This window comes from Streptomyces sp. NPDC021115 (assembly GCF_044333065.1).
Classification (GTDB): Bacteria; Actinomycetota; Actinomycetes; order Streptomycetales; family Streptomycetaceae; genus Streptomyces.
Window position 1 is genome coordinate 76959 of record NZ_JBIRQF010000014.1, and the last position, 23792, is coordinate 100750.

At 72.6% G+C, this 23792-nt stretch carries 18 protein-coding genes; 13 read left to right on the top strand and 5 right to left on the bottom strand.

The features are described from left to right. Positions 1-124 precede the first annotated feature (124 nt). The 4 genes from ACH4TL_RS32790 (at position 125) to ACH4TL_RS32805 (ending at position 6330) form a co-directional block, all read left to right on the top strand. A complete protein-coding gene (locus ACH4TL_RS32790; protein WP_398323577.1) occupies positions 125-2173 on the top strand; it encodes an ATP-binding cassette domain-containing protein in 2049 nt (682 codons plus the stop codon). A 140-nt stretch (positions 2174-2313) separates the two neighbouring features. Then, entirely contained in the window at positions 2314-3264 is a 951-nt protein-coding gene (locus ACH4TL_RS32795) for a FadR/GntR family transcriptional regulator (RefSeq protein WP_398323575.1), read from the top strand. 461 nt (positions 3265-3725) lie between these two features. Then, positions 3726-5297 (top strand): RNA polymerase sigma factor, encoded by a 1572-nt coding sequence (locus ACH4TL_RS32800; RefSeq protein ID WP_398323573.1) that lies wholly within the window; start codon positions 3726-3728, stop codon positions 5295-5297. Positions 5298-5487: 190 nt separating this feature from the next. After that, the gene (locus ACH4TL_RS32805) at positions 5488-6330 is read left to right on the top strand and encodes a S1 family peptidase (RefSeq protein ID WP_398323571.1); all 843 of its coding nucleotides are present in this window, start codon (positions 5488-5490) and stop codon (positions 6328-6330) included. Between the two features lie 129 nt (positions 6331-6459). Here ACH4TL_RS32805 and ACH4TL_RS32810 read toward each other — a convergent pair whose 3' ends face one another. Next, complete coding sequence (locus tag ACH4TL_RS32810; protein ID WP_009714566.1) at positions 6460-6690, bottom strand: hypothetical protein; 231 nt, start codon at positions 6688-6690, stop codon at positions 6460-6462. A 442-nt stretch (positions 6691-7132) separates the two neighbouring features. On the opposite strand from ACH4TL_RS32810, the gene ACH4TL_RS32815 reads away from it, so the two are divergent. The 6 genes from ACH4TL_RS32815 to ACH4TL_RS32840 all read left to right on the top strand — a co-directional run bounded on the left by ACH4TL_RS32815 (position 7133) and on the right by ACH4TL_RS32840 (position 13905). Beyond that, the gene (locus ACH4TL_RS32815; RefSeq protein ID WP_398323568.1) at positions 7133-9256 is read left to right on the top strand and encodes a type IIA DNA topoisomerase subunit B; all 2124 of its coding nucleotides are present in this window, start codon (positions 7133-7135) and stop codon (positions 9254-9256) included. 153 nt (positions 9257-9409) lie between these two features. Beyond that, entirely contained in the window at positions 9410-9913 is a 504-nt protein-coding gene (locus ACH4TL_RS32820; protein WP_398323566.1) for a DUF1453 domain-containing protein, read from the top strand. Beyond that, entirely contained in the window at positions 9910-11064 is a 1155-nt protein-coding gene (locus ACH4TL_RS32825) for a sensor histidine kinase (RefSeq protein ID WP_398323564.1), read from the top strand. Before ACH4TL_RS32820 ends, ACH4TL_RS32825 begins: the two co-directional genes overlap by 4 nt. Continuing rightward, positions 11061-11747, top strand: a complete 687-nt coding sequence (locus ACH4TL_RS32830) for a response regulator (RefSeq protein WP_398323562.1) — start codon at positions 11061-11063, stop codon at positions 11745-11747. The genes ACH4TL_RS32825 and ACH4TL_RS32830 overlap by 4 nt, the downstream gene beginning before the upstream one ends. Before the next feature lie 101 nt (positions 11748-11848). After that, on the top strand, positions 11849-12301 hold the full coding sequence (locus ACH4TL_RS32835) for a DUF485 domain-containing protein (RefSeq protein ID WP_398323559.1): 453 nt from the start codon (positions 11849-11851) through the stop codon (positions 12299-12301). After that, a complete protein-coding gene (locus ACH4TL_RS32840) occupies positions 12298-13905 on the top strand; it encodes a cation acetate symporter (protein ID WP_398323557.1) in 1608 nt (535 codons plus the stop codon). The genes ACH4TL_RS32835 and ACH4TL_RS32840 overlap by 4 nt, the downstream gene beginning before the upstream one ends. Before the next feature lie 21 nt (positions 13906-13926). Here the strand turns inward: ACH4TL_RS32840 and ACH4TL_RS32845 are convergent, their stop codons facing one another. The 3 genes from ACH4TL_RS32845 to ACH4TL_RS32855 all read right to left on the bottom strand — a co-directional run bounded on the left by ACH4TL_RS32845 (position 13927) and on the right by ACH4TL_RS32855 (position 17382). Further along, positions 13927-14655, bottom strand: a complete 729-nt coding sequence (locus tag ACH4TL_RS32845; protein ID WP_398323555.1) for a response regulator — start codon at positions 14653-14655, stop codon at positions 13927-13929. Beyond that, positions 14652-16322 carry an ATP-binding protein gene (locus ACH4TL_RS32850; RefSeq protein ID WP_398323553.1) on the bottom strand — a complete coding sequence of 557 codons (1671 nt, stop codon included), beginning with the start codon at positions 16320-16322 and terminating at the stop codon, positions 14652-14654. The genes ACH4TL_RS32845 and ACH4TL_RS32850 overlap by 4 nt, the downstream gene beginning before the upstream one ends. Before the next feature lie 73 nt (positions 16323-16395). After that, a complete protein-coding gene (locus tag ACH4TL_RS32855; RefSeq protein ID WP_398323551.1) occupies positions 16396-17382 on the bottom strand; it encodes a sucrase ferredoxin in 987 nt (328 codons plus the stop codon). A gap of 156 nt (positions 17383-17538) precedes the next feature. Here ACH4TL_RS32855 and ACH4TL_RS32860 point away from each other — a divergent pair, with 156 nt between their 5' ends. Then, positions 17539-17943 carry a sel1 repeat family protein gene (locus ACH4TL_RS32860; RefSeq protein WP_398323549.1) on the top strand — a complete coding sequence of 135 codons (405 nt, stop codon included), beginning with the start codon at positions 17539-17541 and terminating at the stop codon, positions 17941-17943. A gap of 134 nt (positions 17944-18077) precedes the next feature. On the opposite strand, the gene ACH4TL_RS32865 is transcribed toward ACH4TL_RS32860, so the two are convergent. Then, a complete protein-coding gene (locus ACH4TL_RS32865) occupies positions 18078-20531 on the bottom strand; it encodes a DNA topoisomerase (ATP-hydrolyzing) subunit A (RefSeq protein ID WP_398323547.1) in 2454 nt (817 codons plus the stop codon). A 334-nt stretch (positions 20532-20865) separates the two neighbouring features. On the opposite strand from ACH4TL_RS32865, the gene ACH4TL_RS32870 reads away from it, so the two are divergent. Both ACH4TL_RS32870 and ACH4TL_RS32875 read left to right on the top strand, forming a co-directional pair. Then, on the top strand, positions 20866-22230 hold the full coding sequence (locus ACH4TL_RS32870) for a M16 family metallopeptidase (RefSeq protein WP_398323706.1): 1365 nt from the start codon (positions 20866-20868) through the stop codon (positions 22228-22230). Between the two features lie 20 nt (positions 22231-22250). Then, on the top strand, positions 22251-23636 hold the full coding sequence (locus ACH4TL_RS32875) for a M16 family metallopeptidase (protein WP_398323704.1): 1386 nt from the start codon (positions 22251-22253) through the stop codon (positions 23634-23636). Positions 23637-23792 lie beyond the last annotated feature (156 nt).

Here is a 23792-nt window from a genome sequence, read left to right on the forward strand (position 1 = left end):
GTGACACGACGAACCATCAGGGGGTGTATGTGCTGACGAAATAGGACATAGCGGGTTACCGTGCTCCGGTACGTCACCAGTCCCCACGTGCCACCGAGCGGTTCCATGCCCCGCGGGAGAAGCCATGATCCAGGCCACCGGACTGACCAGTGCCCGCCGCCGCAACCACGCGCCCGCCATCGACGACCTCACCTTCGAGGCCCCGCCAGGCCGCGTCACTGTCCTGCTCGGCGGCCCCGGCGCAGGGAAGACCAGCGCATTGCGGCTGCTGTTGCAGCTCGACCGGGGCCATGGCTCCGCGTTCTTCCGGGGCCGCCCCCTGCATCGCATCCGGCGCCCGGCCCGTGAGATCGGCGTCCTCCTCGAAGAGGTCACGGGGCATCCGGGGCGCACGGTGCGCGGCCATCTGAGAATGCTCGGGGCCGCAGCCGGGGTGCCCGCCGCCCGCGCCGACGTCGTCCTCGACGTCGTCGGACTCACCGATCTGGCGGACGAGCGCCTCGGCGATCTGGCCCTCGGGATGGAGCGCCGCCTCAGCGTCGCCACCGCGCTGCTCGGAGATCCGCACACCCTTGTGCTGGACGAACCGGCCCGGGGCCTGTCGGCCCGCGACACCGACTGGCTCAACGGCTTGCTGCGCGGGTTCGCCGACCAGGGCGGCGCCGTGCTGATCACCACCGAGGACGCCGAGTCGGTCGCCCGCGTCGCGGACCGCGTCCTCACCCTGGAGGAGGGGCGGCTGGTGGCCGATCAGCCGGTCGACGAGTTCACCCGGACCCGGCTGCGTCCCCGTGTCGTCGTCCGCTCGCCGCTCGCCGGGCGGCTGGCCGCCGTCCTGGAGGAGGAGGCGCACACCGCCCGGGAGGCGGCGGAGGCCGAGCGCCGGGCGGAGCGTGCGGCGGCCGCCGAAGCGGCGGCTCACGCCCAGGAGGCGGAGGCCGCGGCCGAGGGCGAGGGCAAGGCCGGCGTCAAGATCAGGACCAAGGTCAGGCTCGGTGGCCTCGGCCGCACCAAGGACCAGGCGAAGGCCGAGGGGGACGCCTCGGCCGCGGGAGTGGCCGTTCCCGAAGGGGGCGCCGAGTCCGCCGCCGTCTCCGTGCCCGCACCCGTTCCGGCACCCGGCGCCGAGGCTCCCGCGAGTGCCGTGGCGGTCGAGGTGGAGCCCGAGGCCGAGGAGGAGGCGGTCGACGACCCGTTCTCGGTCGTGCGGGACGACGAGACCCGCATCTCCGTCTACGGCCTCCCCAGCGCCTCCGTCGGCGAGGCCGCCTACCGCCACGGCATCGTGGTGCACCGGCTGGTCGAGGAGACCGCCGATCTGGGGCCCGGGACCCCCGCCGGAGTCCGGGCCCGCGACCCCGAGGCATCGTCGCCCCGGGTGCTCCACCGGCTCCGGCTCCCCGGCCCCGCCTGGCCCATGCGGTACGAACTGCGCCGCGCCACCGGAGTCCGGAGCGGCTGGCTCATCGGCGCCGCGGCGCTCGCCATCTCGCTCCTCGCCTCCGTGCTGCTGGCCCGCGAGGGCGGCGCCGGGGAGCTGCACCGGCTCACCGGCTGGCCCGACGACCTCCCGCTGCCGCCCATCGCGATCGCCGCCGGACTGCTGGGCGCCCTCGCCTTCGGCGACGAGTTCCGTTATCCGGCGCTGGCCCCCGCCCGGGACGCCGTACCGCACCAGATCGGCCTGCTGGTCGCCAAGTTCGTCGTCTGCGCAGTCGGCGCCACGCTGCTGTCGATCGGCGCCATCATCCTCGACAGCGCGGCGCTCCTGATGCTCGTCGGCGGGAACGCGGTGCCGCTTCCGAGCGACTGGCCGGTGCTGATGGCGGGCGTTTTCGGCCTCACCATCGGCTGCTCATGGGCCGGGCTGCTCGCCGCCGGCGTCTTCCGGTCCACCGCGTTCGGGCTGGCCACGCTCCTTGCGGTGCCGATCCTGGCGGTTCCCGTGGTCCGGCGCGCGATGGAGGAGCCGTCGCTGCACGCCCTCGTCTCGCTGCCGCACCGGCTGCGCGCCGTGGCGCTGGAGCGTGAGCCGTCCGTACTCAACCGGGGAGTGGCGGCCGCCCTGCGGCTCGCGGGCCAGCCCGTGGGGCAGGCCCTGATGCTGGCGGTGGCGGTGCTGCTGTTCGCCTACGCCCTCACCGGTCTGCGCGGCAGAAGGGCCCGGCAGTGACCCGCCAGTAGGGGCCCGGCGGCGGCGCGGACGCGGTGGGGCAGGGGGTGCTCATGAAGTGGTCGCAAACTCCGGTGAAGGGTGCTGCATTCTGTCCGAATCAGCGTCAATTGTGAGGTAATGGGCGATCACCCTTTCGTGTGCTTTTCACCAAAGACCTCAAGGGCCTCCGGAGCGTCGCCGACAAAGGATGCGTGAGTACCCTTGCGCACACCACCATGACCGCGGCTCGCCCCGCCGACTCCGGCCTCGCCGGCTCGGGCGAGCTCGACCGCTACTCCTACGCCGACGCCCCCGGCGCCGACCGCGGCAGCGCCCCCTCCTGGGACGGCGCGGACGCGGAAATCGGCCGGGTGGGCCGCCGCGCGGCCGGCAACCGAGGCCGCGGGCTGCACGGCCAACTCGTTCAGCAGCTCGGCCAGATGATCGTTTCCGGTGACCTGGGCGCGGACCGCCCGCTCGTCCCGGAGGAGATCGGCCAGCGCTTCGAGGTCTCCCGCACGGTCGTCCGGGAATCGCTGCGCGTCCTCGAGGCCAAGGGCCTGGTCAGCGCCCGCCCCAACGTCGGTACCCGGGTCCGCCCGGTCAGCGACTGGAACCTGCTGGATCCGGACATCATCGAATGGCGCGCCTTCGGGCCGCAGCGTGACGACCAGCGCCGCGAGCTGTGCGAGCTGCGCTGGACGATCGAGCCGCTCGCGGCCCGCCTCGCCGCGGGGCACGGCCGGGAGGACGTGCAGCAGCGGCTGGCCGACATGGCCGAGATCATGGGGCACTCGTTGACCCAGGGCGACACCCTCACGTTCTCCCGCGCCGATGCCGAGTTCCATGCCCTGCTGCTCCAGGTCGGGGGCAACCGGATGCTGGAGCACCTGGCGGGCATCGTCGCGGCCGCCCTCCATGTCTCCGGGGCCCCGGCCAGCGGCTGCGAGCGGCTCACCGAGGCGAGCGTCAGCCACCACCGCCGGATCGTCGAGGCGGTCGGGTCGGGGGACGCCGCGGCGGCCGAAGGCGCCATGCGCCAACTCCTGACCGTCCACCCGGACCTCGATCACACCGAGGTCGGGGTGCCCGCGCCGCGCGAGCACTGACCCGCGGGGCGCGTACGGCGCCCGGGGGCGTACGACGTAGTAGGGCAAGCCGCGGGCGGCGGGCCGCCGGCGGTGAGCGGCGTACGGCGTACGGAGTGGCGTCGCCGGATCCCGCTCGCGGGTTCGGCGGCGCGGCGCGGAGCGTGGCAGCGGGATGCGGCGGCGAGACGTGGCGGCGAGGTGTGACGGTCGGCACGTGATCGACTCGGAGTTATCTGTCCCGTTGTGTGGGTATGAGGGCCGATATGTGGTGTGACTCGGGCCACGACGATTGGGCGTAACGCTCTTTGGGGCAGCGCGATGATTAAAGAGGTGGCAGCCGCGGAGGGAATACGGAGGTCGCTCGCGACGCTGTACTCCTCCGCACTCCGCCCGCGCGCCGTCGGTTCATCCCTGCCGGCGGTCGTCGGCTCCGGTCCACAGCGGACGGAGCCGGAAGCCGTTTCCAACGTTCCGAGAGGTTGTTCGTGTCGGCCAGCACATCCCGTACGCTCCCGCCGGAGATCGCCGAGTCCGAGTCTGTCATGGCGCTCATCGAGCGGGGAAAGGCTGAGGGGCAGATCGCCGGCGATGACGTGCGTCGGGCCTTCGAGGCTGACCAGATTCCGCCAACCCAGTGGAAGAACGTTCTGCGCAGCCTCAACCAGATCCTCGACGAGGAGGGTGTGACGCTGATGGTCAGTGCCGCAGAGGCGCCCAAGCGCACCCGCAAGAGCGTCGCAGCGAAGAGCCCGGCAAAGCGCACCGCCACCAAGACCGTCGCGGCCAAGACGGTCACCGCCAAGAAGGCCCCCGCCGCTCCGGCCGCCCCCGCGGCCGCCGCGGGTGGCCCGGCCGAGGAGGCGTCGGCGGCGCCCGCGAAGAAGGCCGCCGCCAAGAAGGCCACCGCCAAGAAGGCGGCGGTGAAGAAGACCACCGCCGCGGCGAAGAAGACGGTCGCGAAGAAGACCGCCGCCAAGAAGGACGTCACAGACGAGATCCTCGAGGCCGAGGACGTCATCGAGGAGGTGCCGGCGGGCAAGCCGGCTCCCGAGGGCGCCGAGCCCGAGCCGGAGAACGCGGGCTTCGTGCTCTCCGACGAGGACGAGGACGACGCCCCGGCGCAGCAGGTCGCCGCGGCCGGTGCCACCGCCGACCCGGTCAAGGACTACCTGAAGCAGATCGGTAAGGTCCCGCTGCTCAACGCCGAGCAGGAGGTCGAGCTGGCGAAGCGGATCGAGGCCGGTCTGTTCGCCGAGGACAAGCTCGCCAACTCCGACAAGCTCGCCCCCAAGCTCAAGCGCGAGCTGGAGATCATCGCCGAGGACGGCCGCCGCGCCAAGAACCACCTCCTGGAGGCCAACCTCCGTCTGGTGGTCTCCCTGGCCAAGCGCTACACGGGCCGCGGCATGCTCTTCCTGGACCTGATCCAGGAGGGCAACCTCGGTCTGATCCGCGCCGTCGAGAAGTTCGACTACACCAAGGGCTACAAGTTCTCGACGTACGCCACCTGGTGGATCCGCCAGGCGATCACGCGTGCCATGGCCGACCAGGCCCGCACCATCCGTATCCCGGTGCACATGGTCGAGGTCATCAACAAGCTCGCGCGGGTGCAGCGCCAGATGCTCCAGGACCTGGGCCGCGAGCCCACCCCGGAGGAGCTGGCCAAGGAGCTGGACATGACCCCCGAGAAGGTCATCGAGGTCCAGAAGTACGGCCGTGAGCCGATCTCCCTCCACACCCCGCTGGGTGAGGACGGCGACAGCGAGTTCGGTGACCTCATCGAGGACTCCGAGGCCGTCGTCCCGGCCGACGCCGTGAGCTTCACGCTGCTCCAGGAGCAGCTGCACTCGGTGCTCGACACGCTCAGCGAGCGCGAGGCGGGCGTGGTGTCCATGCGCTTCGGCCTCACCGACGGTCAGCCGAAGACGCTCGACGAGATCGGCAAGGTCTATGGCGTGACGCGTGAGCGCATCCGCCAGATCGAGTCCAAGACCATGTCGAAGCTGCGCCACCCGTCCCGCTCGCAGGTTCTGCGCGACTACCTGGACTGACGGGCGGTTTCCACAGCGGAATATCGCGAAGGCCGGGCCTCCTCGGAGGCCCGGCCTTCGCGCTGCCCGGGGGCATCACCACCCGGACGGCCGAGGGCGGCCCTCCCCGGTTGGCCCTCTACGGGATGCGGGTCGCGCCGAATGAGGTGACGCTGGGTAGGCGATTCGATCCGTACGGTCAGGAGGCTGCATGCGTAGGTCGCTGCCCTCATTCCCCGCCCGCCTCGCCGTGCTGTTCGCGGCCGCGCTGTCCGCCGCGCTCGCGCTGCTGTTGCTCGCGCCCGCCCAGGCGACGGCCGACCGTGCCGTGGTGGGCGGGCACCGGGTCCGTACGGCCGAGGCGCCCTGGGCGGTCGCGCTGGCCAGCCGTGAGCTGTTCGGCGCGAAGCGCTCGGGGCAGTTCTGCGGGGGCGTGGCGGTGGCCCCCACCAGGGTCGTCACGGCGGCGCACTGCCTGAGCCGGGCGGTGCTGGGCAAGAAGTGGCAGGACGTGCGGGACCTGCGGGTGATCATCGGCCGTAATGATCTGCGGGGGACCCGCGGGGTGGAGATGGCGCCGGCGAAGGTGTGGGTCAATCCGGCCTACCAGGCCGACGACCGGGCCGGTGACATCGCGGTCCTCACCCTGGGGCGGCCGCTGCCGCCCGCCTATGTCATCCGGATGGCGCGGGCCGGGGACGCGGCGTACCGGGCCGGGGGCCGGGCGCTGGTGTACGGCTGGGGCGACACCGGAGGTGACGGCAGCTACGCGCAGACGCTGCGGGCCACGGAGGTGCGCATCCTGGCCGACTCGACGTGCCGGAGTGCTTACCCCGGCAACGCGGAGGGCGATTACCAGTCGGCTTCGATGGTCTGCGCCGGGATGCCGGGCGGCGGCCGGGACGCCTGTCAGGGGGACAGCGGAGGGCCGCTGGTGGCCGAGGGACGGCTGGTGGGTCTGGTGTCCTGGGGGAGTGGCTGTGCGGTCGCCGGACGGCCGGGCGTCTACACCCGGATCTCGGCGGTGGTGTCGCTGGTGGCCGCGTATGGCTGAGGCGGGCGGGATGCCCGCTGGGGCGGCCGGGGTGCCGCGACACGAGCGCGGGCGGCCCTCCCCTGGTGGGGGCGGGCCGCCCGACACCCGGCCCTTGGCCGGTTTCGCTCGTCGTCGTGGCGCGAGGCGTCAGCGTTCGTCGTCCGACGCGGACGCCGGAGCGGCGGTCAGCCGCTCGGTCTCGTCCTGTATTTCCGCGGCGATCTTCTTGAGTTCCGGCTCGAACTTGCGACCGTGGTGGGCGCAGAAGAGCAGTTCACCGCCGCTCATCAGGACGACGCGCAGGTATGCCTGAGCGTTGCAGCGGTCGCAGCGGTCAGCGGCCGTCAGCGGGCTCGCGGGGGTCAGAACAGTAGTCACGTCGCCTCTTCTCTAGCTCGACGAGCTGTCGTACCAGGGTCAACATCCAACCAGCCCGATATCGTTCCCGCTCGTGGCTTTTTCTCAAAAATTGCTTCTGAGTGGGCCGGATGGTGACGGTTGGCGGCGAATGAGCCGTATCGCGTTGGTTTACGGATTCACGTCGCTTGTCGGGTTTTGTCCTCCCGGCCGGGTTGCCGGTTGTGAATGAGGACGTGCCCGGAGCCTAAATGGTTCATGCCTCCAAGGGAACGTGATGTGTGCTTCACGCCAAACGAGCTATCGAACGTACGAGCGAAACAGGGGTGGCCTGGACTAGGATGGAGGTTTCACGGGTGGCGGCACGAAGGCTCTATCAGGCCTCGGTACGCTCTGTCGGGCGACCCGTGCCACCATCGTGCCCGAAGACGGGCCAACAGAAATTCAGCGAGGAGCGAACCGCGTGACCGCCGACACGTCCGTGCCGTCCACTGCGCTGCTGACCGGAGCAGACCGGGGCGGCTCCAACTACACCGCGCGGCACCTTCTCGTCCTCGAGGGGCTCGAGGCAGTGCGCAAGCGCCCCGGTATGTACATCGGATCGACCGACAGCCGCGGTCTCATGCACTGCCTCTGGGAGATCATCGACAACTCCGTGGACGAGGCCCTGGGCGGTTATTGCGACCGCATCGAGGTGCACCTGCACGACGACGGTTCCGTGGAGGTCCGGGACAACGGCCGGGGGATCCCGGTCGACGTCGAGCCCAAGACCGGGCTGTCCGGCGTCGAGGTCGTGATGACCAAGCTGCACGCCGGAGGCAAGTTCGGCGGTGGCTCGTACGCCGCCTCCGGCGGCCTGCACGGCGTCGGCGCCTCCGTGGTGAACGCGCTGTCCAGCCGTCTCGACGTCGAGGTGGACCGGGACGGCAAGACCCATGCCGTCAGCTTCCGCCGCGGCGTTCCCGGGATCTTCACCGAGTCCGGACCGGACGCCCCCTTCGACCCCACCGGCGGTCTCCTCAAGGGGAAGCGGATTCCCAAGACCCGCACCGGCACCCGCGTCCGGTACTGGTCGGACCGGCAGATCTTCCTCAAGGACGCCAAGCTCTCCCTGGAGACGCTGCACGCCCGCGCCCGGCAGACCGCCTTCCTGGTGCCCGGCCTGACGCTGATCGTCCGGGATGAGCGGGCGCTGGAGGGCCGGGAGGGGCCCGTCGAGGAGACCTTCCGCTACGACGGCGGCATCAGCGAGTTCTGCGAGTACCTCGCGCAGGACAAGGCCGTCTGCGACGTGCTGCGCCTGTCCGGCCAGGGCACCTTCAAGGAGACGGTGCCGGTCCTCGACGACCGCGGCCACATGACGCCGACCGAGGTCACCCGGGAGCTGGGCGTCGACATCGCGCTGCGCTGGGGCACCGGCTACGACGCCACCACCAAGTCCTTCGTGAACATCATCGCCACCCCCAAGGGCGGCACCCACGTCTCCGGATTCGAACGGTCGGTCACCAAGACCGTCAACGAGGTGCTGCGCTCCGCCAAGCTGCTGCGCGTCGCCGAGGACGACGTCGTCAAGGACGACGTCATGGAGGGCCTGACCGCCGTCGTGACCGTGCGGCTCGCTGAGCCGCAGTTCGAGGGGCAGACCAAGGAGGTGCTGGGCACCTCGGCCGCCTCCCGGATCGTGGCCAACGTGGTCACCAAGGAGCTGAAGGCGTTCCTGACATCCGCCAAGCGGGACGCCAAGCAGCAGGCCCGCGCCGTCCTGGACAAGGTCGTCGCCGCGGCCCGTACCCGGATCGCGGCCCGCCAGCACAAGGAGGCACAGCGCCGCAAGACCGCGCTGGAGTCCTCCTCGCTGCCCGCGAAGCTGGCCGACTGCCGCAGCGACGACGTGGACCGCAGCGAATTGTTCATCGTCGAGGGCGACTCGGCGCTCGGTACGGCCAAGCTCGCCCGGAACTCCGAGTTCCAGGCGCTGCTGCCGATCCGCGGCAAGATCCTCAACGTGCAGAAGTCGTCCGTCTCGGACATGCTGAAGAACGCCGAGTGCGGGTCGATCATCCAGGTCATAGGGGCCGGTTCGGGCCGCACGTTCGACATCGACCAGGCCCGCTACGGCAAGGTGATCTTCCTTGCGGACGCCGATGTCGACGGCGCCCACATCCGCTGTCTGCTGCTCACCCTCTTCCAGCGCTACATGCGGCCGATGGTGGAGCAGGGGCGGGTCTTCTCGGCCGTACCGCCGCTGCACCGGGTGGAGCTGGTCAACCCGAAACGGGGCCAGGAGAAGTACATCTACACCTACTCCGACAACGAGCTGCGGGAGACGCTGCTGGACCTGGAGCGCCGCGGGGTCCGCTACAAGGACGGCATCCAGCGCTACAAGGGTCTCGGCGAAATGGACGCCGACCAGCTCGCGGAGACCACGATGGACCCGCGCCACCGCACCCTGCGGCGCATCAACATCAGCGACCTGGAAGCCGCCGAGCACGCCTTCCACCTGCTCATGGGCAACGAGGTCGCGCCGCGCAAGGAGTTCATCACCAACTCGGCGGCGACCCTGGACCGGTCCCGCATCGACGTCTGAGGCGTCCGGGGCGACATCTGAGGCGGCCGTCTCTCCACCCCCGGGTGGAGAGACGGTTTCCACCCGGGATCGACCCTGGCTCCGATCCCCGTGACCTGGCCCGTCCGTAGCGTCGGGAGCGTTCTCGTTCCCGTCCCACGGAAGGCTCCTGTCATGCCGGAACTCGCCCGGGCCGTGCTCATCGCCGCGGTCGTCGTCATCGTTCTCGTACGGCAGTTCCGGCCGCAGAAGGTGACCGAGGACGCCCGGCGCTGGTGGGTGGTGCCGGTGGTGCTCGGGTATCTGGCGCTGCGCGAACCCGGGCTGATCGACCACGACCACCCGGTGGCCGCCGTGGCGCTGCTGGCCGTGGAGGTCCTCGTCGGGGTGGCGACCGGAGCCGGGTGGGGGTGGACCAGCCGGGTGTGGACGGACGACTCCGGCGCGGTCTGGACCCAGGGCGCGAAGACCACGGCGATGGTGTGGGCGGGCGCGATGGCGTGCCGGGTGGTGCTGGCAGGGGTGGGCGCGCTGGCGGGCGTGGCGCAGGGCAGCGGCCCGCTCATGCTGTCGCTCGCGGCGTCCCTGCTGCTGCGCGGCGCGGTCGTCACGATGCGGGCGCGGGGGCTGGAGCCGCTGCCGCGCCGGGTGGGCGCACAGGGCACACTCGGCCGATGACCAGATGGACGCAGTGGCCCTCGCGGCAGGCGCTCACCCGTCAGGGCGTGCCACGGATCCGGTTGCTGATCAACAGCGGCATGTGGGCGACCGGGGCCGGCTGGCTGCTGGTGGACATCATCCGGGACGACGCCTTCGCCGGGATGTGGCGGGTGGCGCTGGTCGGCGCCCTCGCCGGGTGCGCGGGCCTGGTGTACGCGCTGCGCCGCGTCACCCTGGACCATCGGCTCGTCCCCGCTCTGGCGCTGCTCGCCGTGCTGGTCGGCGCGGGCCTGGGGCTGAACGCCGCCGGGGCGCGGACCCCGGCCGCCGCGGTGTGGATCGTGAGCGCCATCCTCGCCATGGAACGGCTGCCGCTGGCGATCGCGCTCGGCTGCGCGGCCGTGGCCTCGGGGGCGTACGTGCTCACGAGCGGCGATTCGCCGCTCACCGAGGTGGCCACGGCCGGGGGCCTGATGCTCGGCGGTTATGCCCTCCGCCTGGACGAGGAGGCCCGGGGAACCGGCTATCTGCTGCTCGAACAGGAGCGGTTGGCCCGGCGGGCGGAGGCCGAGTCGGCGGCGCTGGCCGAACGGTCGCGTATCGCCCGGGAGATCCACGACGTGCTGGCGCACAGCCTGTCCGCGCAGCTGGTCCACCTGGAGGCGGCGCGGCTGCTGATCGAGCGCGGCGAGGACTCCGCGAAGGTGCTGGACCGGGTGGTCGCCGCCCGGGGGATGGCCCGCGACGGGCTCGCCGAGACCCGGCAGGCGCTGTCCGCGCTGCGCGGCGAGATGGCCCCGGTCGAGGACTTCCTGCGGGACTCGGCGGCGGCCGAGGGCGCCAGCTTCGCGCGCGAGGGCGAGCCGCGGACGCTGACCGCGGAGGCGGGGCTCACGCTCCGCCGGGTCGCGCAGGAGGCGCTGACGAACGTCCGCAAGCACGCGCCGGGCGCCCGGGTGGAGCTGCGGCTGGGGTACGCCGAGGACGCCGTCTCGCTGGAGGTCCGCGACGGCGGCGCCCGCCGGGGACCGGCCGCCGCCGGTCTGACGGCGAGCGGCGCCGGGTACGGTCTGCTCGGAATGCGCGAGCCCGCCGAACTCCTCGGCGGATCGCTGGAGGCCGGACCGGAAGGTGAGGGGTTCGTGGTGCGACTGCGGGTGCCGCTGTGACGGCGCGGGTCGTGGTGGCCGACGATCAGACGGTGGTGCGCGAGGGCATCGTGATGCTGCTGGGGCTGCTGCCCGGTATCGAGGTCGTCGGGTCGGCGGGCGACGGCGAGGAAGCGCTGCGGCTGGTCGCCGAACTGGCCCCGGACGTCGTGCTGATGGATCTGCGGATGCCCCGCTGCGACGGCGTGGAGGCGACGCGCCGGATCTGCGCCGAGCATCCGGGCACCCGGGTCGTGGTGCTCACCACCTACGCCGACGACGACTCGCTCTTCCCCGCGCTGCGCGCCGGTGCCCGCGGCTATCTGACCAAGGACGCCGACGCCGACGAGATCGTCCGGGCCGTGGCGGGCGTGATGTCGGGGGACGCCGGTCTCTCGCCCAAGGTGCAGCGGCGGCTGCTGGACCGGTTCGCGGACCGGGACGAGCCCCGGCCGGAACCCACCGGGCCGTTGCCGGACGGGCTCACGCCCCGCGAGGCGGAGGTGTTGGCGCTGGTCGCCGAGGGGTTGTCCAACCCGGAGATCGCGCGCCGGCTGACCATCGCGCCCGCCACCGTGAAGACCCACATCAACAACCTCTTCGCCAAGACCGCGGTCCGCGACCGCGCCCAGGCCGTGCGCTACGCCTACCGCCACGGCATCGCCGCTCCACGGGGCGACGATTCCGGCTCGTTCATCACCTGAGTCACCTGATGGGGTGAACGTCCGGTATTGGAGTATCCGCGATCTTCTCCCTCTGTCCATCCTTGGGCACGCCAACGCGGCAGTGAACAAGGAGCTTTCGGGTGGACATGCACAACGCGCGCGATGCCGGGGCGGCCCGGCTGGACGATCCCTGGTACGACGTGCTCGCCTCCGGCTGGGGCGGTCCTGACGAGACGGCCGGACCGCCCCGGCGCGCCCGCCCGCCCGCCGCCGAAGAGGTGTACACGGAGGTGCACGGCAGCGCCGCCTTCCAGGAGGTGCGCAGGCGCTACCGCCGCTTCGTCTTCCCCGCCGCCGCCGCGTTCCTGCTGTGGTACCTCGCGTACGTGGTCGCGGCGACCACCGCGCCCGGCATGATGGCCCGCCCGGTGGCGGGCGCGCTCAACGTCGCGATGGTCGCCGGCCTCGCCCAGTTCGCCACCACCTTCCTGCTGACCTGGGCGTACGCCCGCCATGCCCGGCTGCGCCGGGACCGGGTCGCGCTGGAGCTGCGCTGGGTGACGCAGGAGATGATGCGGGGGCACGGGCGGTGACCGGCAATCAGCAGAGCCTCGCGCTGCTGCTCTTCGGCGTCTTCGTGGCCGCCACGCTCGCGATCACCACGTGGGCGAGCCGCCGCCGGCAGGGCTCCCCGGAGGAGTTCTACACGTGCGGGCGGCTGTTCTCCCCGATGGAGAACGGCTTCGCCATCGCGGGCGACTACATGTCGGCCGCCTCCTTCCTCGGTATCTCCGGCCTCATCGCGCTCTACGGCTACGACGGGGTGCTCTACTGCGTCGGATTCCTGGTGGCCTGGCTGGTGGTGCTGCTGCTGGTCGCCGAACTGGTCCGCAACTGCGGCCGGTTCACCCTCGCCGACGTGCTGGCCGCGCGGATGAGCGAGCGCCCCGTCCGGATCGCCGCCGGCGTCTCCTCGGTCACCGTCTGCGTGCTCTATCTCGTCGCCCAGATGGTCGGCGCGGGCAGCCTGGTGGCCCTGCTGCTGGACGAGACGGGGTCCCGGGCCCGGGCCTGGACGGTCATCGGCGTCGGCACCCTGATGGTGGTCTTCGTCGCGCTGGGGGGGATGCGGGCCACGACCTGGATCCAGATCGTGAAGGCCGTCCTGCTGATGGGCGGCGCGGTGGCGCTCACCGTGCTCGTCCTGGTGCGCTTCCACGGCGACATCGACAGCCTGCTGAGCACCGCGGCGCGCCACAGCGGGCAGGGCAGCGACTTCCTCGCCCCGGGGCTTGCGTACGGGGACGGCTGGACCGCCCGGCTGGACTTCGTGAGCCTGGGTGTCGCCCTCGTCCTGGGCACGGCCGGGCTGCCGCACATCCTCTCGCGCTTCTACACGGTGCCCACCGCCCCGGCCGCCCGCCGGTCCGTCATCTGGTCGATCGGGCTGATCGGCGGCTTCTACCTGATGACGATCGTGCTGGGCTTCGGCGCGGCGGCCGTACTGGGCACCGACGCCGTACGCAGCTCCAACGCGGCGGGCAACACGGCCGTGCCGCTGCTCGCGCTCGACCTCGGCGGGGGCGCCGGATCGACGGGCGGGACGGTGCTGTTCGCGATCGTCGCCGCCATCGCGTTCGCCACCATCCTCGCCGTCGTCGCCGGGATCACCCTCGCCTCCTCGGCCTCCGTCGCCCATGACCTCTACGCCTCGCTGAGCCGCCGCAAGGACCGCACGCCGCGCAGCGAGGTCGCGGTCGCGCGGGTCGCGGCGGTCGGGATCGGGGCGGCGGCGATCGGCCTGGGGCTGCTCGCCGACAACCTCAACGTGGCCTTCCTGGTGGGGCTCGCCTTCGCGGCCGCCGCGTCCGCGAACCTCCCGGTGCTGCTGTACTCGCTGTTCTGGCAGCGGTTCACCACGCGCGGCGCGGTGTGGTCGGTCTACGGCGGGCTGATTCCGGCGGTGGTGCTGGTGGTGTTCTCCCCGGTGGTCTCCGGCGGCCCCGAGGCGATCTTCTCCGGGGTGGACTTCCACTTCTTCCCGCTCCAGAACCCGGGGCTGGTCTCGGTCCCCCTCGGCTTCCTCGCCGGCTGGCTCGGCACGGTCCTCTCCGGTGAGGCCGCGCACACCCGCGGGCACGCGGCCCGGCACGCGGAGACGGAGGTACGGGCCCTCACCGGCGCGGGCGCGGCCTGAGCACGCCCGGGGGCCGGGGGCTCAGACCCAGTCGTAGCGGTGTTCCGGGCGGCCGGTCTCGCCGTACTTGAGACTGAGCCGCACCCGGCCCGTGCGCTCCAGGAGCTTCAGATAGCGCTGGGCGGTCTGTCTGCTGAGCGACGCGCGCTCGGCGACCTCCTGGGCCGACAGCGGGCCGTCGGCGCCGCGCAGCACCTCCCGTACGAGGTCGGCGGTGAGCGCCGAGTGGCCCTTGGGCAGCTCGGCGGGGCCCGCCGAGGCGCCGCCCAGGGCGCCGAAGATCCGGTCCACCTGGTCCTGCCCGGCCTCGCCGCCGCCCGACAGGGCGCGGCGCAGCGCCGCGTAGCCCTCCAGCTTGGCGCGCAGCCCGGCGAAGGTGAACGGCTTGACCAGGTACTGGAGCGCGCCGTGCCGCATCGCGGCCTGGACGGTGCCGATGTCGCGGGCGGCGGTCACCATGATGATGTCGGTGTGATGGCCCAGCTGCCGCAGCCGCCCCACCAGGGCGAGCCCGGTCTCGTCCGGCAGATAGTGGTCGAGGAGGACGAGGTCGGCGTGGCCGCGTTCCAGGAAGGCCAGCGCGTCGGCGGCGGTGTGCGCCTGCCCGGTGACGCGGAAGCCCGGCACCTTCCCGACGTACGCCGCGTTGACGCGGGCGACCCGCACATCGTCGTCCACGACCAGGACCTGTATGAGGCCGTCGAGCCCGCTCCGGCCGCTGAGGCCGCCCGGGCCGGGGTCTGCGGTCATCGCGGCTCTCCTGTCGCGGTCAGCGGCCCCTCGGCCGGTTCCTCGGCCAGCGCCTCGGGGAGGACGACGGTGAACTCGGCGCCGCCGCCGTCGCGGTCGGCCACCCGGGCGGTGCCGCCCTGACGTTCGGTGAGGCGGCGCACCAGCGCCAGCCCGATGCCGCGCTGTCCGTGCGCGGGCGGCTTCTTGGTGGACCAGCCCTCGGTGAAGACCAGATCGCGCCGGTCGGCGGGGACACCGGGTCCGGTGTCCGAGACCCGCAGCAGCACCGTACGGTCGTCCGCGCACAGCTCCACCTCGACCCGCGGCCCGGCCGAGCCGACCGCCGCGTCCAGCGCGTTGTCGATCAGGTTGCCGACGATCGTCACCAGCCCTGGCGGGTCCACCAGCCGGTCCGGCAGCAGGGTGCCCTCGGCGATGCGCAGGGACACCCCGCGCTCGGTGGCGACGGTGGCCTTGCCGACCAGCAGGGCGGCCAGCAGCGGATCGTGCACCCGCTCGGTGACCTGCTCGGCGGTGACGCGGTGGACGCCGACCGCCTCGGTGATGAACTCCACCGCCTCCTCGTGGAGTTCGAGTTCGAGCAGGCCGAGGAGAGTGTGCATCCGGTTGGCGTGCTCATGGTCCTGGGCGCGCAGCGCGTCGATCAGGCCGCGGGTGCCGTCCAGTTCGCGGCCGAGCCGCTCCAGCTCGGTGCGGTCGCGCAGGGTGGCCACCGCGCCGCCGTCGTCCGTGGGCATCCGGTTGGCGACCAGCACCCGGCCCCCGCTGACGGTCAGCAGATCGGCGCCGGTGACCCGCCCGGCGAGCACATCGGTCGTACGGCCGGGCGGCAGCACCGCCTCCAGCGGCTGTCCGGTGTCCTCGGCGCGCAGGTCCAGCAGCCGCTGCGCCTCGTCGTTCATCAGCCGGATGCGGCCGTGCTTGTCGAGCGCGACGACGCCCTCGCGGATGCCGTGCAGCATGGCCTCGCGCTCGGCGAGCAGCGCGGAGATGTCGGAGAAGGCGAGGTCATGGGTGCGCCGCTGGAGCCTGCGGGAGACCAGATAGGCCGCCAGGGCGCCGACGGCGAGCGCCCCGCCCGCGTACGCGAGCAGCCCCGGCAGCGCGCCGAGCAGCCTGCCGCGCACGGTCTCGTACGCGATGCCGACCGATACCGCGCCCACGATGCGGCCGTCCCCGTCGCGCAGCGGCACCTTGCCGCGGGCCGAGCGGCCGAGCGTGCCGTCGTCGATCTGCATGACCTCGTGGCCCGCGAGGGCCTCGTCGGGGCTGGTGGAGACGTGCTTGCCGATCTCGTCCGGGGAGGTGTGCGACCAGCGGACCCCGCGCCGGTCCATGATCACGACGTATTCGGCGCCGGTCGCCCGGCGGATGCGCTCCGCTGCCGCCTGGACCGGGCCGCCCGCCGAGGGGCGGGTGTGCTGGAGCGCCGTGACCAGCCGTGGTTCGGATGCCGTGGTCTGGGCGATGGCCAGCGCCCGGCGCATGGCCTGGTCGTCGAGCTGGGAGCCGAGCGGGCGCAGGAAGAGACCGGTCGCGAGCACGGTGACGCCCGCGGCGATGGTCAGCTGCATCAGCAGCACCTGGGAGAAGACGCGTCGGGGCCAGCCGATGCGCCACCTTGTGGGCGCGGAGGGCGGCCCCGGGGGTATCGCGGCGCTCATGGCAACGAAGGGTAACGAAGGGCGGGGCGCGCCCACGCCGCCAGGACCCCCGAGGGGCCTCGGGGGCGGTCGCTCAGCGCCCGCCGACGGTGACCGTCCGGCCGTCGCGCGCGGGCCGCACCGCCCGGACGCCGACCACGTCCATGCGGGCAGGGGAGCCCAGTGGCGAACCGCAGCTCTGCTGCCGCGGCGGGGCGGCGGCCACCTGAGCCACGCTGACCCGCCACACCCGGCCGTCGCGGTGCGCCACGGTCACCGACCAGGCGGGGGCGGCGCTCTCGGTCCGTATGACGGTCAGCGCGTCGGCCCCGTCCTCACCGGTCAGCTCGCGCACCGCCAGCTCGGCCGCCTGCCCGGGCCGCTCCCAGGCGGAGCGGCCGCGGCAGCCCTCGGTGGCCACCCGGTTCTCGCGGAGCGCCGCGAGGGTGTCCTTGACGTCCTGGGCGGTGACCCGGCCGTAGGCGTAGCCGTGCGGCAGGACGACGAGCGTCGGCGAGAAGCGGTGGCCGCCGATGTGGGTGATCTCCCAGGTGCCCTCCACCCCGGCGCTGGTCAGCTCGGCGGCCAGCGGGCGGCCGAGGAGCGCGCAGCAGCGGTCGCGCTTGCCGTTGGTGCACACCAGCACCAGCGGATCGCCGGTGTACTCCTCCCACTCCGCGGGGAAGCCGCCGGAAGCCTCGCCGGCCGCACCGGCGAGACCGCCCGGGTCACCCGCGCCGAGCGCGGCGAAGTCCAGGCCGAGCAGCCGCCCCGGGTCGGCGAGGGCGGTGGTGCGGATCCAGGAGCGGCCGGGCCGGGTGTGCGCCACGAACACCCGGTGGCGGCTGCCCGCGTGCAGATCGGCGTGGCGGCCGGGCCTGCGGATCAGGGCCACCCGTACGCCGGTGCCCTTGGCGGCGCGCTCCAGCGCGCGCCCCACGGCCGGGTCCAGACGGCTGGCCGTGAGGGCTTCGGTGCCCCAGGGGCCGGGCTGTTCGAGAAGCAGCCAGGTGGGGGCAGTGGCCGCCGTCCCGGCAAGCGGTTCGGACAGGTCCCGGGAAACGGTCGTACACGTGCTCACGAAGGTAAGCCTAACCTCTGTCGATCAACTTCGCGCACGGGCCGGGGAATCCGGGTGACGGACGGAGCGAGACGGTCCGGTTCGGCCCCGGGGCGCGCCCTGTTCCGCGGGGCGGGGACGGCGGGAGAATGGCGCTCCGGGGCGGAGGGGGGTCTGATGCGCGGGCTGTGGGCGCGGTGGCGCGGCCGCCGGGGGAGGCGCGGGGCGCGGCGGCTGGATCCGGGCTTGAGGGCGAGGGTGCGGGCGGCGTACGCCGAGGGGCGGCCGATCCCCGAGGCGCTGGCCCGGCAGGCGGCGCTCGCCGGTGACCAGGAGGGGATGACGGTCTACGGCATCGGGCTCGGCAACCGCGGCGCGTACCCGGAGGCCCTGCACTGGCTCGGCAAGGCGGTCGCCGCCGGGGACCTCACCGCGCTGGTGGTGCTCGGCACCCTGCACCTGGATCTCGGCGATCCGGCCGAGGCGGAGCGGCACTTCCGGACGGCGGCCGACCGCGGACACCCCGGCGCCCGGCTCGCCCTCCGGCAGCTGCGGGCCCGGCGCAACGGGGCCGGGCACTGAGCACCAGCGGCACCGGCCTCGTCAGGGGCGCCGGTCTCGTCAGGGGCGCGTGCGCGCTCCGGGCGCCCCGTACGCACCGGGGCGCGGCACCGCTACGGTGCCGCGCCCCGGGCCGTTCGTACCCGCCGCCGGGCCTACACCGGCCCGGCGACCACCGCCACCGGCTTGGTGAGCGGCACTCCGGAGCCGTCCCGGCGCGGATCGGGCTCCGGCAGCGGCACCGGGGCACCGGTGGCCGACGCCGCGCGGGCCGGGGTCGCGCCCGCCCAGGCAAGCACCAGACAGTCCTCGCCCTTGAGGAACCGCTGACAGCGCACCCCGCCCGTGGCCCGCCCCTTGCGCGGGTACTGGTCGAACGGGGTGAGCTTGGCCGTCTGCTGTACGGAGTCGTCGAGCGTGCCGTGCATACCGGAGACGGTGAACACCACCGCGTCGGCCGCCGGGTCGACCGCCGTGAACGAGATCACCTTCGCGTCGGGCGCGAGCTTGATGCCCGCCATGCCGCCCGCGGCGCGCCCCTGCGGTCGTACCTGACCGGCCTGATAGCGCAGCAGGTGCGCGTTGTCGGTGATGAAGACCAGATCCTCCTCGCCGGTGCGCAGCTCGACCGCGCCGACGATCCGGTCGCCCTCCTTGAGGCCGATGACCTCCAGCTCGTCCTTGTGGGCCGGATAGTCCGGGACCACGCGCTTGACGACGCCCTGCTCCGTGCCGATCGCGAGCCCCGGCGAGGACTCGTCGAGGGTGGTGAGGCAGATCAGCTCCTCGCCGTCCTCCAGGGACAGGAACTCGGCGATCGGGGCGCCGCCCGCCAGATTCGGTGTCGCGGCCCCCTCCGGGAGCTGCGGCAGGTCGATCACCTGGAGCCGCAGCAGCCGCCCGGTCGAGGTCACCGCCCCGACCTCCGCGCGGGCCGTCGCCGGGACCGCCGAGACGATCACGTCGTGCTTGGCGCGCTTGGCCTGCCCCTCGCCCGCGAACGGCTCCCCGTTCGCGGTGCGGGCCAGCAGCCCGGTGGACGACAGCAGCACCCGGCACGGGTCGTCCGCGACCTCCAGCGGCACCGCGCTCACCGGGGAGTCGGCGGACTCCAGCAGCATCGTGCGCCGCGGGGTGCCGAACTTCTTGCCCACCGTGGCGAGTTCGGAGGAGACCAGCTTGCGCAGCTCGGCGTCCGAGTCGAGGATCCGGGTCAGCTCCTCGATCTCCGCGTTGAGCTTGTCGCGCTCCGACTCCAGCTCGATCCGGTCGAACTTGGTCAGGCGGCGCAGCGGAGTGTCCAGGATGTACTGCGTCTGGACCTCGGACAGGTCGAAGCGGCTCATCAGCGTTTCCTTGGCCTGCGCCGAGTTCTCGCTGGACCGGATGAGGCGGATGACCTCGTCGATGTCGAGCAGGGCCACCAGCAGCCCCTCGACCAGGTGCAGCCGGTTCCGCCGCTTGGTGCGCCGGAACTCGCTGCGCCGCCGCACCACGTCGAAGCGGTGGTCGAGGTAGACCTCCAGCAGCTCCTTGAGCCCCAGCGTGAGCGGCTGGCCGTCCACCAGCGCCACGTTGTTGATGCCGAAGGACTCCTCCATCGGCGTGAGCTTGTACAGCTGCTCCAGCACGGCCTCCGGGTTGAAGCCGTTCTTGATCTCGATCACCAGGCGCAGACCGTGCGCACGGTCGGTGAGGTCCTTGACGTCCGCGATGCCCTGGAGCTTCTTCGCGCCGACCAGGTCCTTGATCTTGGAGATGACCTTCTCGGGGCCGACGGTGAAGGGCAGTTCGGTGACGACGAGGCCCTTGCGACGGGCCGTCACGTCCTCCACGGCCACCGTGGCACGGATCTTGAAGCTGCCGCGCCCCGTCTCGTACGCGTCCCGGACGCCGCTGAGGCCGACGATCTGTCCGCCGGTCGGCAGGTCGGGGCCCGGCACGTGCCGCATCAGCGTGTCGAGGTCCGCGCCCGGGTGCCTGATCAGATGGCGGGCGGCGGCGACCACCTCGCCCAGGTTGTGCGGCGGCATGTTGGTCGCCATGCCGACCGCGATCCCGGACGTGCCGTTGACCAGGAGGTTCGGATAGGCGGCGGGGAGGGTGACGGGCTCCTGCTCGCTGCCGTCGTAGTTCGGCGAGAAGTCGACCGTGTCCTCGTCGATGGACTCGGTCATCAGCGAGGTCGCCGAGGCCATCCGGCACTCGGTGTACCGCATGGCGGCGGGCGGGTCGTCGTTGCCCAGCGAACCGAAGTTCCCGTGGCCGTCGACCATCGGCAGGCGCATCGAGAACGGCTGCGCCATGCGCACCAGCGCGTCGTAGATCGACGCGTCACCGTGCGGGTGGAGCTTACCCATCACCTCGCCGACGACGCGGGCGCACTTCACGAAGCCGCGCTCGGGGCGCAGCCCCATCTCGTTCATCTGGTAGAGGATGCGGCGGTGCACGGGCTTGAGCCCGTCGCGGGCGTCGGGAAGCGCGCGCGAATAGATCACCGAGTAGGCGTACTCGAGGTAGGAGCCCTGCATCTCGTCGACGACGTCGATGTCGAGGATGCGCTCCTCGAAGTCGTCCGGCGGCGGACTCTTCGTGCTGCGGCGGGCCATCGCGCTTGCGGCTCCTTCAACGGGCAGAGCGGGATCTGACGCGGACCATTGTGGCCCCGTCCGCCGACAACTGTGGAACGGGGCGGTCCCCGAGAGACGCCGTGCGGCCCTTTGAGCGGCCCCGCGCGACCCCCGCACACCCCGCGCCTGACCGCCCGCGGGAAGCCCGGCGCGACCTGGGCGGGATCTTGGCGCGACCTCGACGGGATCTTGGCCCGACCTTTGCGTGACGGGAACTTCGCCAGATGTCCGTGCGGTTGCATACAGTGACAGAAGCGCTCATCACAGCGGTTCGCACGCGCTCCATCACGCGATCGAAGGGACGTACATGCCCATGGGTCACACGGCCACGCAACAGGCCGGCTCCGGCGGCCTGAAAGCGACCGAGCACCGTCTGGCCAATGGCCTGCGGGTGGTGCTCTCCGAGGATCACCTGACCCCGGTCGCCGCGATCTGCCTCTGGTACGACGTCGGCTCACGCCATGAAGTCAAGGGGCGTACCGGCCTCGCCCACCTCTTCGAGCACCTGATGTTCCAGGGCTCGGCCCAGGTGACGGGGAACGGCCACTTCGAGCTGGTCCAGGGGGCCGGCGGCTCGCTCAACGGCACGACCAGCTTCGAGCGGACCAACTACTTCGAGACGATGCCCGCCCACCAGCTCGAGCTGGCGCTGTGGCTGGAGGCGGACCGGATGGGGTCCCTCCTGACCGCGCTGGACGAGGAGAGCCTGGAGAACCAGCGGGACGTCGTCAAGAACGAGCGCCGCCAGCGCTACGACAACGTGCCGTACGGCACGGCCTTCGAGAAGCTCATCGCCATGGCCTACCCCGAGGGCCACCCGTACCACCACACCCCGATCGGCTCGATGGCCGACCTGGACGCCGCCTCCCTGGAGGACGCCCGGGAGTTCTTCCGTACGTACTACGCGCCGAACAACGCGGTGCTGTCGGTCGTCGGCGACATCGACTCCGAGCAGACCCTCGCCTGGATCGAGAAGTACTTCGGCACCATCCCCTCGCACGACGGCAAGCGGCCGCCGCGCGACGGCACCCTGCCCGAGGTCATCGGCGGGCAGCTGCGCGAGGTCGTGGAGGAGGAGGTCCCGGCCCGCGCCCTGATGGCCGCCTACCGGCTGCCGCACGACGGCACCCGTGAGGCCGACGCCGCCGACCTGGCGCTGACCGTCCTCGGCGGCGGCGAGTCCTCCCGGCTGCACAACCGCCTGGTGCGCCGTGACCGCACGGCCGTCGCCGCCGGGTTCGGCCTGCTGCGGCTGGCGGGCGCGCCGTCGCTCGGCTGGCTGGACGTGAAGACCTCCGGCGGGGTCGAGGTGCCCGGCATCGAGACCGCCGTCGACGAGGAGCTGGCCCGGTTCGCCGAGGAGGGCCCGACTCCGCAGGAAATGGAGCGCGCCCAGGCGCAGATCGAGCGCGAGTGGCTGGACCGGCTGGCCACCGTCGGCGGCCGCGCCGACGAGCTGTGCCGGTTCGCCGTGCTGTTCGGCGACCCGCAGCTGGCCCTGACCGCAGTGGGGCGGGTGCTGGACATCACCGCCGAGGAGGTGCGGGCCGTGGCCGCCGCGCGGCTGCGCCCCGACAACCGCGCCGTGCTGGTCTACGAGCCCGTCCAGGGCGCGGACGACTCCTCCGACGCCGCAGAAGCCGCCGACACCGACGCAGAAGGGGAGGCGGCCCAGTGAGCGACGCCGTCACCGCCACCATGACCTTCCACCCGCAGCCGCAGGGCGGTGCCCCCAAGCCGTGGGCCTTCCCCGCGCCGGAGCGCGGTGAGCTGTCCAACGGCCTCACCGTGCTGCGCTGCCACCGCCCCGGCCAGCAGGTCATCGCCGTGGAGATCAACCTGGACGCCCCGCTGGACACCGAGCCGGCCGGTCTGGAGGGCGTCGCCACGATCATGGCGCGCGCCCTGTCCGAGGGCACCGACAAGCACACCGCCGAGGAGTTCGCCGCCGAGCTGGAGCGCTGCGGCGCCACCCTGGACGCCCACGCGGACCACCCCGGCCTCCGGGTCTCCCTGGAGGTGCCGGTCTCCCGGCTGCCCAAGGCGCTCGGCCTGCTCGCCGACGCCCTGCGCGCCCCCGCCTTCCCCGACGGCGAGATCGAGCGGCTGGTGCGCAACCGGCTGGACGAGATCCCGCACGAGCTGGCCAACCCGGCCCGCCGCGCGTCCATGGCCCTGGCCAAGGAGCTGTTCCCGGCCGAGTCGCGGATGTCCCGGCCGCGCCAGGGCACCGAGGAGACCATCGAGGGCATCGACGCCGCGGCGGTGCGGGCCTTCTACGAGGCGCACGTCCGGCCGTCCACCGCGACCGCGGTCATCGTCGGCGACCTGACCGGCCTCGACCTCGACCAGGCGCTCGCCGACTCCCTGGGCGCCTGGACCGGCGGCCCCGCCCCGCAGCGGCCGGTCCCGCCGGTCATCGCCGACGACACCGGCCGTGTGGTCATCGTCGACCGGCCCGGCGCGGTCCAGACCCAGCTGCTCATCGGGCGCATCGGCGCCGACCGGCACGACCGCGTCTGGCCTGCGCAGGTGCTGGGCACCTACTGCCTGGGCGGCACCCTCACCTCCCGTCTGGACCGGGTGCTGCGCGAGGAGAAGGGCTACACCTACGGGGTGCGCGCCTTCGGCCAGGTGCTGCGCTCGACGCCGCCCTCCCCGGCCGGTGGCGGCTCGGCGGGCGCCTCACTGCTGGCGATCAGCGGTTCGGTGGCCACCGAGGTCACCGGCCCGGCGCTGGAGGACCTGTGGACGGTGCTGCGGACCGTGAAGGAGGAGGGGCTGACGGACGCCGAGCGCGATGTCGCCGTGCAGAACCTCGTCGGCGTCGCCCCGCTCAAGTACGAGACGGCCGCCGCCGTCGCGGGCACCCTCGCCGACCAGGTCGAGCAGCATCTGCCGGACGACTTCCAGGCGCTGCTGTACGCCCGGCTCGCCGAGGCGGGCACGGTGGAGGCCACCGCGGCGGTCGTGAGCGCCTTCCCGGCCGACCGGCTGGTGACCGTGCTGGTGGGTGACGCCTCGAAGATCGAGGAGCCGGTCAAGGCGCTCGGCATCGGAGAGGTGCGCGTCATCACCGGCTGAACCGCGGCCCGGCGGGCCCGATATGTCCCGGGGGTCGGCCCAACGCACTATCACCACAAGGACCCTGGCGTCGAGTGAGACGCCAGGGTCCTCCCGTATGCCCGATTTGAGGGGTGTTTGGTTTGTGGCGAGAACAACAAAAACCCGTAACCGTTT

Coding starts and splice junctions, on each gene's coding strand:
- ACH4TL_RS32790 (WP_398323577.1), top strand. CDS start 125: ATGATCCAGGCCACCGGACTGACCAGTGCCCGCCGCCGCAACCACGCG.
- ACH4TL_RS32805 (WP_398323571.1), top strand. CDS start 5,488: ATGCGTAGGTCGCTGCCCTCATTCCCCGCCCGCCTCGCCGTGCTGTTC.
- ACH4TL_RS32820 (WP_398323566.1), top strand. CDS start 9,410: ATGCCGGAACTCGCCCGGGCCGTGCTCATCGCCGCGGTCGTCGTCATC.
- ACH4TL_RS32825 (WP_398323564.1), top strand. CDS start 9,910: ATGACCAGATGGACGCAGTGGCCCTCGCGGCAGGCGCTCACCCGTCAG.
- ACH4TL_RS32845 (WP_398323555.1), bottom strand. CDS start 14,655: ATGACCGCAGACCCCGGCCCGGGCGGCCTCAGCGGCCGGAGCGGGCTC.
- ACH4TL_RS32850 (WP_398323553.1), bottom strand. CDS start 16,322: ATGAGCGCCGCGATACCCCCGGGGCCGCCCTCCGCGCCCACAAGGTGG.
- ACH4TL_RS32860 (WP_398323549.1), top strand. CDS start 17,539: ATGCGCGGGCTGTGGGCGCGGTGGCGCGGCCGCCGGGGGAGGCGCGGG.
- ACH4TL_RS32865 (WP_398323547.1), bottom strand. CDS start 20,531: ATGGCCCGCCGCAGCACGAAGAGTCCGCCGCCGGACGACTTCGAGGAG.
- ACH4TL_RS32870 (WP_398323706.1), top strand. CDS start 20,866: ATGGGTCACACGGCCACGCAACAGGCCGGCTCCGGCGGCCTGAAAGCG.
- ACH4TL_RS32875 (WP_398323704.1), top strand. CDS start 22,251: ATGACCTTCCACCCGCAGCCGCAGGGCGGTGCCCCCAAGCCGTGGGCC.